We start from the raw sequence: 10,747 nt of genomic DNA, 5'->3' as shown, positions 1-10,747 counted from the left end.
ATGAGCTGGTTTCATTGGCCGAGCATAGACAGCGTGTTCCGTTTGTTCCTTTCACGTAGACACCTACGTGAAGGTAGGAACCGCTAGGTGTACTGACCTGCAAACATAATCGGTTCGGCTTGCAATCATCGTGATTTTCAGCCCGAATTAAATGCATCTATCCGAGGCATCAAACCTAAATTAACTGCGAATGAACCCACATTGTTTGCAACCAGCCTGCAATCATCCGACTGAACCCGGATTACGTGCGAACGAGCTTAGTGCAACATAGAGCGCCGCCCGCAGCACTGTTTGAATTTCTTACCGGACCCACAAGGACAGGGTTCATTTCGGCCGACCTTCCCGCCCTGGTGCGTGAATGTCCCGGCAGGCGGCGTGTACAGATTGCGTTGTTTCAGAAAGTACCTGTGCATCCGCATAACGCCTGCGGCAGCGCTGACAACCAGCTCTTCTCTTCTTTCATCCGATATGGGTTCGTCATAGGGGCGCATCTCCGGATCTTCATGATGCTCATAGGCCAACGCCCAGATTGGCACCATGGCACCGCCTTCGTTTTCGTCATCCATGATTTCTGGCCAGATATTTGGCCGTAGGTTGGTGCCCAGTAGGAAGCCTTGGGCCCAATGATTTGCCCGAACCTTCCCCTGCTCATCTTCAAACAGGAGCGGCAGGTAGACCTCTTTTGAATCGAGCTGTTGGTTCACATGGTTCCAGTGCCGGTTGACCAATTCGATGAATTGCTCAGCTTCTTCCATGCTTTCGAAGTCGAGATCACCGTCATCAGTCTCACCGGTCTGGATAATGGGCATGTATTCACTTGGCATGACCAGATCGGGGCAACAGGCCAGTGCGGCAAAGAACCCGTCGAGCGCTTCAATATTCGGGATTGCACCACCTTTCACCCGGCCGAGGAAATCGCTCAATAGCTGCTCTTCGTTATCAGACAGTTCAGATTTCATGGTCATATCGGCAGCCCGGCCTTACGCATGAGGGTGGAGAGTTCGTCGGTCCTGTCCGTGTCCAGCTGCCCTTTGAGGAAGCGTCGGATTTCGGGCAGGCGGGTATCGGTAAGATCGGCCAGCGCCTTGGGGCTGTAACCGATCCGGGACAATCGGGCATCAAGATCGTCGAACCCGACCGAGATGGTTTCTTCAACGATGTCACGCGTGACCTGATCTGCGCCCATGCGGTAGGCATCGGTGAACGCGCGGTTCAAATGCTCGGCAAATTGCAATGGCGTAGATAGACGCTCCGCAAGATACTCCTGTGCAGCGTCTTCAAAGATATCTGATGGGTCAACGTCATCCGCGAGACACTGCCCCAGAAGCCAGGATACAAATTCCCGGCGTTCATCCCCGATGCTGCTGAATTCGAACTTTGTCGTCCGATGGCCGATCTCTTCCATCGTGGCCCGGCGAAGGTCGTTCTGAAGCCGAGGATGGCCGACCAAGACAACAGACAGCGAACCGCCACCGGCACTGATGACTTCCCGCAGTCGTTTCAGCCCGTTGAGCGTATGGCCGTGCAGATCATGGGCTTCGTCGATGAAGAGAGCGATTGGTTTCTTGGCTTTTCGCACAGCCTCCTGAAGCAGCCGCTCCCGACGTTCAGGCTGGGTAGGCACCTTCATGTCCGGATCGCCAGTAATGTCGAGAAACAGCGCTGTGATCAGGGCGGGCAGTACGACGCGGGGCTTATCCACTGACAGGCTGCGTGCCACTATGATCTTCTTGTCCGCGGTGATCTGATCCTGAAGACGATTGATCATCACGGTTTTGCCAACGCCCACCGGGCCGGAAATGGCGATCAGATCCCCGGCCATGATGGCAGCCATCACATCCTCGCGGAACTGGACCAGCCGCTCGGTTTCAAAATACCCGGCCTGGCTCCACACACGCTCGATGTGGAAATGCTGCATGACCTGCCTGTTTAACACCTGCTCGTCCCTCTTTCTTATTTCCCGCGCCGGAAACGCTCTTTGATGGCCGCTTCAATTTCGGCCTTGTTCAGTGTTCGGCCGACCAGCTCACCGACGAAAGTGCGGTCTTCCGATGAAAGCTCCGCCAACGGTCGATCCAGAAGATAGGATATGCCCCGTCGCGCACTGAGCTCGTTTTCATAAGCAATCTGTCCCCACGGGTCCGGATCGGTGAATTTGACCTTGGGCAAGGGCACCACCTCAGCCGGGGCGACCTCAAAACCGGAGCCACTCAGCGCTGCGCGCGGTAGGCTGATCTGTTCGGCCAGCTTGGCCACCGCTTCGGCGCGTTTTTCACGAGGGGACGGCTTTCGCTTGCGATACCGGTGCAACGGAATTGGCCCGCCTTCAGGTCGATAAGGACCATAGCGCTTGTCATTCCATTCCACGAGCAACTCGTGATCGAACAGACCCCACCATAGTAGCACCTCTTCGCCCGCCAGATCGCCATCGACCTCGTAGAATGCGCCATCAATCGACACCCGCGCATCAGCCGCGACCTTGCGGCGTTCCGGTTCGCGCGCGAAGGCACAGAACCGTTCCCAGGAACACATCTCACGGATGCCGGTCTCTGGGAGATTGGCAATCCAATCTTCAATCCGGCTGTGCTGTTCCCGGCGGTGGGGCTTGTCATTGTATTTGCTGATGAAGTTCCTCAGCCAGAGATTGGCTTCCGCTTCGGTTTCAGGCTTATGGAAATGATACAGCGTTTCATGAGCTTCCTTCACGGTTCGGAAGGGTCGCTCAACCTTTCCCTTTGATCGAGCGGTGACGCGGGCACCATCAGACCCGGCAGGCATGTGGGTTTTCCAATCCACGCCAAGCCGTTCCATCACAGTCTGGAACACCAGGCTTTTCGCAACGGGGCCGTTGTCGAGATAAATCATCTCGGGAATGCCCTGGAACTCTGTATCTTCCTTCGGGGCCATGGCGTTGAACAGGAAACGCAGCGCGCTTTCGGCGTCCTCGCCATAAACACAGCGGTATTCCTGATAGGATGTACCGGAGCGATCATCCACAACGCTGTAAAGCATCATCGTCGGCTGACCACGCTTTGGGTCCACCCAGGCTGGTTGCGCAATGTGCTTCAGATCTGACGGGCTGATATCGAATTGCCAGCAGGCATTGGAATGGCGGGCCTCAAACCGGACAGCTGGCGTTGCGCGTGTCATACGCGGCTGATCAAAACCCCAATCTTTCAGCCACCGATTTACGGTTGAACGTTTCAACAGGCCCATCTCAGGCTGCACGTGACCATCCGGCGTTTCCACACCATGTTCTTCCAGAAGCTCAATGGCCCGGTTGGTCGAGAGGTGCCGCCCCTTCTTGTTGCTCGTCCGTATTTTCAGCGCGGCAATGATCTCGCAATATCGCACCATGTCTTTCTCAGAGATGCCACGTGGCTTGCCACGGTCAGCTCGCCGAAGGCCCTTGGGTTGATGCAGTGATTTCAGGGCGCGATAGACGGTGGACGAACTGACACCAAAGAGATCCGCTATCCGGCCAATTTCCTCCCGCCGAGCTGCTGATCGCGACGGCAGTCCAGCCAACCGGGTTCTCAACGCCAACAGCGTCTCGGCCGGAATGCGGATGCCTCTATTTGCCATCGGCAAACTCATCAACATAGGCATAGAGCGTGGCCCGTGAGATGCCCATCAGATTGCAAATCTCCGGGATTGTGTGTTCACGGGAATGGTAGAGTTGGACGGCATGAGCCCGTTTCTTGTGATCCAACACCTTCTTACGACCGCCCTTGCGCCCGCGTGCCCGTGCCGCCGTTAGACCAGCTTGTGTGCGTTCCCGGATCAGGTTGCGCTCGAACTCGGCCAGTGCGCCGAACATATGGAAGATGAGCTGACCACCGCTTGATGTGGTGTCGATGGATTCCTGAAGGCTTTTCAGGCCGACGCCCATTTTCTTCAGTTCTTCGGCGCGGGCGATCAGATCTTTAAGAGACCGCCCCATCCGATCCAGCCGCCAGACAACCAGGGTGTCGCCACCCCGAAGCTGTTCCAAGGCTTTGGTCAAACCTGGGCGCTCGCTTTTGGCGCCACTCACCTTATCGTCGAAAATCCGCTCGCAGCCTGCGGCACGCAATGCATCATGCTGCAAGGCAAGGCTCTGATCCTCGGTCGATACGCGTGCATAGCCAATGAGCATGGAAAACCGTCTGAATAATCAACTCGATTGCACGAATGCATACGGTGATTTCCAGACGGGGTAAACAGACAAAATTATCAAGCGATATCAAGATGGACAAACCTCGGTCGTATGCCGTCTAGGAAACCCTCGTTTCTTGAACGCCATACATTTCTCTCTGCCTCTAACTCCCAATTCCTCAGCGCGCAGCGAGTGTCGGTTTTTCAGTGTTGAATTTTAGGACCGGATCAGACACGGTTGTTGTGGGCCTTGCTCGGGCCTCCGCCCTCCATCCGGGAAGCATCTGAAATGCAGAGCGAAGCGAATTTGAACCTGTCTCGTTCGGGCGCGTGCATAAGGAGGGATTGCTGTGGCGGCTCGAAAGAGGAAGGAACGCACATGCACTTATCCGCTCCAATCTATCGGTTGAAGCGACAAGCCAAACTCTTGGCGCGTCAGAAAAGTATCCCTTTGCACGAGGCACTCGACCAAAAGGCCATTGAAGAAGGGTTCCAAAGTTGGAGCCATCTTGCATCGTCTTCATCAACAAAAAAGCCGGTTACGACCATCCTATCGCAGTTGGCACCCGGAGACCTGATCCTTGTTGGCGCAAGACCTGGCCATGGCAAGACTCTTCTAGGACTCGAATTGGCCTCAAGGGCAATAGAACTCGGCCGGAAAGGGTTTTTCTTCACGCTTGATTATCACGAACGAGACGTTGAAGATCGGTTCTCGGCTCTTGGGATCGATTCGAAGTCCGAGCAAAATCCCATGATAGTTGATACGTCAGACGAGGTGTCTGCGGACTACGTTATCAGTTGCCTGGAACTCTTTAGTGAACCCGTTGTTGTCGTGGTTGATTATCTCCAACTCCTGGATCAAAAGCGCACCAATCCAAGCCTTGACGACCAGATCAGGTCTCTACGCAGATACGTGAAGGCTACAGGCGCAATTTGCGCCATGATCTCGCAAATTGATCGCTCATTCGATCTTAGCGACAAGCCCATGCCCGACCTGTCGGATGTTAGGCTGCCCAACCCACTCGATCTTTCTGCTTTCGACAAAGTTTGCTTTTTGCACAACGGCGAAATTCAGATGGATCAAGCTGCGTAGTCAAGCGATACGATTTGCTGCGGATACTTGCTGAGTGTCCGCAGAGTTGCGAACTGCCACCGTTCGCACGTAATGTGATCCGGGGCGGTTGGACCAGCTAGACCAGATAGCTCTGATCCGATTTCTAGCCAGTCACCTCATGTTTTCTTCAATCTCGGCGATGATCAATTCCAGGCGCTGGAGGTGGTGAGCGATTAACCGCAGGTCGTGGTCGTAGTCAGCCAAGACATCAAATCGGTGTCCTTCGACCACATGGTACTGGTTTCGGGTCAGCGTGTAATCTGGGGTTTTCTCTACCGTTACCTTCAAGACCTCGTTGAGTGCCATTACCACGGAGTAAATCGGCGATTGGTCCATCGTGTCATAGAGGTGACGCGCCGCGTACTGCACCAAGGAGATGATATCCGTGCGCATATAGGCCGTCAGTAACCGCATGGTATCGCTCGGGGTCACCGGTTCGATGAACCCGCCATTGTCTTTTGGGTCGGCATAGGTCTGAGGTTGGAAACCAGATGGCATAGACATGCTGTTGCAAAGTGGGTTGCGGATGTCAAACCCTCGTTTCCTAAGCGGCCCAAAGGCGGTTTACCGCAGTCCAGCCCTTGGTGGTCTGCGCGGCGGATTCAACGAGAGAGCCCAAATTGACAACCTCCGGAAGCCGGGCCAGAACGTCGGGAAAAGCTCGGAGAAGATTTGCCATGACCATCACAGTACGAAATCTTGATATAGGGTCTGACCTGAGCAGAGTTGAAGCATTCTACGCTGAGGCACCAGATTATTGGGAAACTGCGGAAGGAAATGCGCCTGGCCTCGAAAAAGCAAAAGAGTTTTTCGACGATATTCCGCCAAACTGCGATCCGAACGAGACACGTCATTTGGGTGTGTTTTTAGATGAACGTTTGTCAGGTATCGCCGATTTGTTCTTTGGGTTTCCAGAGCTTGGTGACGCCTATGTCGGCCTTATGATGCTCGGCCCATGGGCGCGGAATCAGGGCATTGGAAAAACCTTTCTCTCTCATGTGGAGGGACTTGCAAAAGCAGGCGGAGCCAGAAACCTGTATCTTGCAGTAATGACCATCAATCCAAAGGGCCGTGCCTTCTGGGAAAGAGAAGGCTTTGTTGCGACTGGGCTAAGTGGAATGAGCGTGGTTGGAAATAATCAACAAGAACTTCATCGGTTGGTCAAATCTCTCTAAATACAAGGTCGGTTTTGTCCCGCGTCTTTCGAGTTCATGACCCGCGCCGCGAACGGCCATTGCTGCGCAGCAATCTTTCAACCCAAGCAACCCAAGCTCTCCTACCGGGCTGCCGTTCGCACGTAATCTGGGTTCGGCTCGATGATTGCAGGCTGGTTGCAAATAATGTGGGTTCATTCGCAGATAATCCGGGTTTGACCCCTTCAATAGATGCAAATAATTCGGGCCGAAAATCAGGATGATTGCAGGTCGAGACGATTATGATTGCAGGTCGTTACAGTTACCAATCCCACGCGGCATAAACTGACAAAAGGAACATAAGAGACGCAAGACCATTGAGATGATGGCGCAATGTCAACCCGCCAACCAAGACACCCCGTCGAATGTCTGGGACACCATGTTGTCCGTATTGCCGTTTGGGATTTGGTCAGCGGAAACCATCAGGGCCAGCAGCCGCGTGCGCTGTGCTAACAGGCCGGACACACGACCGCATCTGACCGACGCCCGATCGGCTCAAAAATGTCTTGCTGTGCAGGAGACATCCACACAAGATATTCGCTGCAAGGGCAAAAGGCGAGCCGCGCCGAGCTCACAGATCGCGGACGAAGCGTGCTTTTGCTGCGGTGCCCCCAAGGTCTTCTTGCTGCAATTAACTTGCCTTCAGGGATATCGCTGTGTGATCGAGCAAGCGCTTTGTTAGGGTAAACCTGCGAGAGGCATCCCGCATCTTGACCAGCGTTGCGACACCCTCGCGATGGACCTCTTTAAGCTCACCCCGGTCCGCCCCGAGTTCGGCCGCCCCACCGGGGGGTCGCACGCCAGGTCAGAGTGTCTATTATGAACCCACGTCGATGGTTTACGGCCAGTCGGGCGAACCCGTGCATGTATCTGTCTATGGCGTCGATAGCGGGTTAAAATTCCAAGCTTCTGGGCAGAGCTCTCCTGGCGCCTGTAGAAAGTCGGTTCTTTGTCCGGGTCGATCCAGGCTTCGGCTTCGGTACCCCCACCCACGGAAGGAATAGGATTCGCAGTTCAAGTGTCGCTCACAGCGATGGGTTTTGACGAGCGAGCGTAAGTTGAAACGTGTGGAGATTTTGACGCAGGTCGACGATGGTCGGCCGACAGTCGACAGTACGAAATCATCTTGCAACTTGTCATAACATGTTATAACAACTTATCAAGATAGCAGCGAAAATGACCCGAGAATGTCCGATCCAGCGACCGCAACCCCTCTCCACGCCCAAGTGACACGCGCCTTGCGAAAGGAGATCCGCAGTGGCGAGTTCCCTGAAGGAAGCAAGATACCGTCTGAAACTGAGCTCTGCGAGATTTTTGGGGTGAGTCGGATAACCGTTCGACGAGCGCTTGATGACTTAAAGATCGAAGGGCGCATCATCAAAGTTCACGGAAAAGGCGCCTATGTTGCCAAAACGAAGGCCACTCAAAATGTTTCGGTTCTTGCCGGATTTGATGAAGCAATGTCGGCATATGGGCACAGAACACGAAATGAGGTTTTGTCGCTCGAAGAAGAGCCTGCGAACGCGTCCGTTGCCGCAAATTTACCAATTGCTATCGGAGACCCGGTGGTAAAGCTGCGCAGACTTCGCTTCCTAAATGAAGAGCCCGTTTCCGTTGATGTGAGTTATCTTCCAGTCGAATACGGCAGACCCCTTGCAACGATGGATCTTGCCTCAAGAGATGTTTTTCTTCTTTTGGAAGACGAACTTGATTGTCCTTTGGGACATGCGCGCTTGCGTATTGAAGCCACAAGGCCCGACGCACAACTTGCCAATCTACTCGAGCTTACTGATGGATCACCGGTGCTGAGAATCGAGCGCCTGACCTACGACAGAGCAGGTGTCCCGGTAGATTTTGAATTTCTTTACTATAGATCGGATCGCTTCCGCTATGAAATCAGCATTCAAAGAGGTCAGCCAATTGCGCCAGGTGTCAATCGATGATTGCGGCGAGTGGAGAATTGGATGCAAATAAGCGGATTCCTCGACATTTCCGCCGTGCTTGCGTTCATCCTGATGGCCGCCATTTTGCGAGGGTTCAGCGGCTTCGGATTTTCGCTGGCGGCTGTGCCTTTGGTGAGTTTGATTATCGGACTAAAAACAACAATCCCTGTCATATTGGCAATCGAGTTCTTCAACATCCTACCTTTCATTCCCAGGATCATGCATGCGCTGGATCGCTCTCTATTGAGCAAGCTTGTCCTTGGCGCAGCTCTCGGCTTACCGATGGGTCTATTCTCATTGAACTTGATACCGGCTTCGCTGATTGGACCATTAGTGGCTTGCTTTGTAATGGCAAGCGTCGTGGCCATTTGGCGACAACCGCCCCGCCCCGCAAGCGGGGCTCATCGACCATTCGCATTTCCGGTAGGGCTAGTCTCGGGATTCCTCAATGGGTCAACAGGCATGAGCGGTCCACCGATCATACTTTTTATTCTCAGTGGCAACGGGCATCGCGACGTAGCACGAGCAACAATGCTCGCGTTTTTTCCAATAAGCGGGATCCTCACAGTCGCGGCAGGACTATGGTCGAAAGTCTACGAAACACCGTCTCTACTTTTGATCGGGCTAGGCATTCCAGTGAGTTTTCTAGGCACGGAGATTGGATTGCGGTTGGCAAAACGAGTTTCAGACAACCGGGCAAAGAGGATATCTTTGGCAATTTTGTTTTTCAGCGCTCTAGCCTCCCTCGTGGGCTTCATCTCACAACTACAATAGGAGAGACCTAACCGTATGAGCAAAACACTGATCTCAACTCTTTCTATCGGGGCATTTATCGGGCTGTGGTGGATAGTATCTTACACTGGCATCGTGAATCCCCTGTTTTTTCCACCACCTCCACAGGTTCTGAAGGCAGCAATCGAGCTAGCCTCCGCAGGGGTACTGTGGTCAGATCTAACAATCTCTCTCAGCCGCGTTGCAATCGGCTTCTGCATTGGATCGATTCTTGGTCTGGTGGTTGGCCTGCTGACATCGCGTGTACATGTCATAAACGTGACAATCAGCCCCGTGCTGACGTTGTTTCGCCCAATACCGGCAATTGCACTCGTACCAATTGCAATCGTCTGGTTCGGCATCGGTGAGGGCTCTAAGTACTTTGTGATCTCGTACACGGTTTTCTTAGCCGTTTGGTTAAACACACACCACGGTATGTCACTCGTGGCTCCTACTTACATTAAAGCCGCTCGTTCGCTGGGCGCTTCGAAAATGAGGGAGTTCGTCGAGGTTGTTATCCCTGCTGCGTCGCCTCACATAATGGCCGGGTTCCGGCTCGCTGCTGCCGTAGCATTTCTGAGCCTTGTTGCCGCTGAGTTAACGGGTGCATCAGGCGGGATCGGATATCGTTTGCAAGAGTCTCGCCAGTTTATCCGCGTTGACCGGATGTTCGTCGGATTAATAGAACTCGGCGTTCTTGGCGCGATGCTGGACTACGCCATGGTGGTTATCGGGCGTAAACTAATTCATTGGGAGCAGCTATGACAGAGCCAGTATTGTCAGGTCGCGTGGTTGTGGACAAAGCCAGCGTCACGTATGGAGCTAAGGGTGCATCACCCTTTCTTGCTCTCTCTGAAACGAGTTTTGTTCTGGAGCCTGGGACTTTCACCGCACTTGTAGGATCATCTGGCTGCGGCAAATCCACGCTATTGAATATGATTGCGGGATTTCATCAAGCGTCAAGTGGCAGCGTCACTGTTGACGGTGATCTTATCACGAAACCCACTCCTGATGTAGGGGTTGTCTTCCAGCAATATGCGCTTTTCCCATGGTTCAGCGCTCTAGGCAACGTTGAGTTTGCATTAAAGAGACTCGGACTATCAAAATCCGAACGGCGTGACCGTGCTGAAGAAGCATTGCATGAAGTTGGTCTCAAAGATCATTTAGAGCGTTATCCCGGTGAGTTGTCAGGAGGAATGAAACAACGTGTCGCGCTCGCAAGGGTCTTTGCTGCGACACCCAAAGTCCTGCTGATGGACGAACCGTTCGGCGCATTGGACGCGCTAACCCGCATAACGATGCACAAGCTTCTGTTGCAGGAATGGGATCGTCACAAAGTAACCGTGATGTTTGTTACTCACGACGTCGACGAAGCGCTGTACTTGGCGGATCGTGTGCACGTGATGGCACCGGGCCCAGGACGAATCGTGGATACCTTCGATCTGACGGACGAACGTCCAAGGTCGGCTACTGAACCTTCGAAGAACCAGCTGGCCGTACGTGCGAAAGTTTTGGGTCATCTACTGGATCCCCAAAAAGCTGCCGAAGACGCGGCTCAAAACCTTAACTAACCTCCAAAACACAGGGAA

At 53.7% G+C, this 10,747-nt stretch carries 11 protein-coding genes; 6 read left to right on the top strand and 5 right to left on the bottom strand.

The features are described from left to right. Positions 1-257: 257 nt before the first annotated feature. From ACR1XV_RS20565 to ACR1XV_RS20550, 4 genes are read right to left on the bottom strand one after another with little or no spacing between them, the layout of a single operon-like run. Positions 258-959 carry a UPF0149 family protein gene (locus ACR1XV_RS20565; RefSeq protein WP_480534794.1) on the bottom strand — a complete coding sequence of 234 codons (702 nt, stop codon included), beginning with the start codon at positions 957-959 and terminating at the stop codon, positions 258-260. Positions 960-961: 2 nt separating this feature from the next. Further along, positions 962-1,918, bottom strand: a complete 957-nt coding sequence (locus ACR1XV_RS20560; protein ID WP_480534792.1) for an ExeA family protein — start codon at positions 1,916-1,918, stop codon at positions 962-964. Between the two features lie 35 nt (positions 1,919-1,953). Then, positions 1,954-3,564 carry a transposase family protein gene (locus ACR1XV_RS20555; RefSeq protein ID WP_480534798.1) on the bottom strand — a complete coding sequence of 537 codons (1,611 nt, stop codon included), beginning with the start codon at positions 3,562-3,564 and terminating at the stop codon, positions 1,954-1,956. A 10-nt stretch (positions 3,565-3,574) separates the two neighbouring features. Further along, positions 3,575-4,138: a recombinase family protein gene (locus tag ACR1XV_RS20550; protein WP_480534790.1), complete on the bottom strand. Its 564-nt coding sequence runs from the start codon at positions 4,136-4,138 to the stop codon at positions 3,575-3,577. A gap of 288 nt (positions 4,139-4,426) precedes the next feature. On the opposite strand from ACR1XV_RS20550, the gene ACR1XV_RS20545 reads away from it, so the two are divergent. Continuing rightward, complete coding sequence (locus ACR1XV_RS20545; RefSeq protein WP_480534788.1) at positions 4,427-5,230, top strand: DNA helicase; 804 nt, start codon at positions 4,427-4,429, stop codon at positions 5,228-5,230. A 132-nt stretch (positions 5,231-5,362) separates the two neighbouring features. Here ACR1XV_RS20545 and ACR1XV_RS20540 read toward each other — a convergent pair whose 3' ends face one another. Continuing rightward, complete coding sequence (locus ACR1XV_RS20540; RefSeq protein ID WP_480534786.1) at positions 5,363-5,749, bottom strand: hypothetical protein; 387 nt, start codon at positions 5,747-5,749, stop codon at positions 5,363-5,365. A 179-nt stretch (positions 5,750-5,928) separates the two neighbouring features. On the opposite strand from ACR1XV_RS20540, the gene ACR1XV_RS20535 reads away from it, so the two are divergent. From ACR1XV_RS20535 to ACR1XV_RS20515, 5 genes are all read left to right on the top strand, one after another. Further along, entirely contained in the window at positions 5,929-6,426 is a 498-nt protein-coding gene (locus ACR1XV_RS20535; RefSeq protein WP_480534784.1) for an N-acetyltransferase family protein, read from the top strand. Between the two features lie 1,205 nt (positions 6,427-7,631). Next, entirely contained in the window at positions 7,632-8,387 is a 756-nt protein-coding gene (locus tag ACR1XV_RS20530) for a GntR family transcriptional regulator (protein WP_480534782.1), read from the top strand. 21 nt (positions 8,388-8,408) lie between these two features. After that, on the top strand, positions 8,409-9,161 hold the full coding sequence (locus tag ACR1XV_RS20525; protein WP_480534780.1) for a sulfite exporter TauE/SafE family protein: 753 nt from the start codon (positions 8,409-8,411) through the stop codon (positions 9,159-9,161). A 15-nt stretch (positions 9,162-9,176) separates the two neighbouring features. Continuing rightward, positions 9,177-9,923 (top strand): ABC transporter permease, encoded by a 747-nt coding sequence (locus ACR1XV_RS20520; RefSeq protein ID WP_480534778.1) that lies wholly within the window; start codon positions 9,177-9,179, stop codon positions 9,921-9,923. After that, a complete protein-coding gene (locus ACR1XV_RS20515; protein ID WP_480534776.1) occupies positions 9,920-10,729 on the top strand; it encodes an ABC transporter ATP-binding protein in 810 nt (269 codons plus the stop codon). Before ACR1XV_RS20520 ends, ACR1XV_RS20515 begins: the two co-directional genes overlap by 4 nt. Positions 10,730-10,747: the final 18 nt, after the last annotated feature.

The organism is Ruegeria sp. AD2(2025) (assembly GCF_056542385.1).
This window is presented reverse-complemented; position numbering and strand designations above follow the sequence as displayed.

What these genes read in the sequence shown, in the direction of transcription:
- ACR1XV_RS20550 (WP_480534790.1), bottom strand. Translation starts at nt 4,138, where the DNA reads ATGCTCATTGGCTATGCACGCGTATCGACCGAGGATCAGAGCCTTGCC.
- ACR1XV_RS20525 (WP_480534780.1), top strand. Translation starts at nt 8,409, where the DNA reads ATGCAAATAAGCGGATTCCTCGACATTTCCGCCGTGCTTGCGTTCATC.
- ACR1XV_RS20540 (WP_480534786.1), bottom strand. Translation starts at nt 5,749, where the DNA reads ATGCCATCTGGTTTCCAACCTCAGACCTATGCCGACCCAAAAGACAAT.
- ACR1XV_RS20545 (WP_480534788.1), top strand. Translation starts at nt 4,427, where the DNA reads ATGCAGAGCGAAGCGAATTTGAACCTGTCTCGTTCGGGCGCGTGCATA.
- ACR1XV_RS20515 (WP_480534776.1), top strand. Translation starts at nt 9,920, where the DNA reads ATGACAGAGCCAGTATTGTCAGGTCGCGTGGTTGTGGACAAAGCCAGC.
- ACR1XV_RS20565 (WP_480534794.1), bottom strand. Translation starts at nt 959, where the DNA reads ATGAAATCTGAACTGTCTGATAACGAAGAGCAGCTATTGAGCGATTTC.
- ACR1XV_RS20520 (WP_480534778.1), top strand. Translation starts at nt 9,177, where the DNA reads ATGAGCAAAACACTGATCTCAACTCTTTCTATCGGGGCATTTATCGGG.
- ACR1XV_RS20560 (WP_480534792.1), bottom strand. Translation starts at nt 1,918, where the DNA reads ATGCAGCATTTCCACATCGAGCGTGTGTGGAGCCAGGCCGGGTATTTT.
- ACR1XV_RS20535 (WP_480534784.1), top strand. Translation starts at nt 5,929, where the DNA reads ATGACCATCACAGTACGAAATCTTGATATAGGGTCTGACCTGAGCAGA.
- ACR1XV_RS20530 (WP_480534782.1), top strand. Translation starts at nt 7,632, where the DNA reads ATGTCCGATCCAGCGACCGCAACCCCTCTCCACGCCCAAGTGACACGC.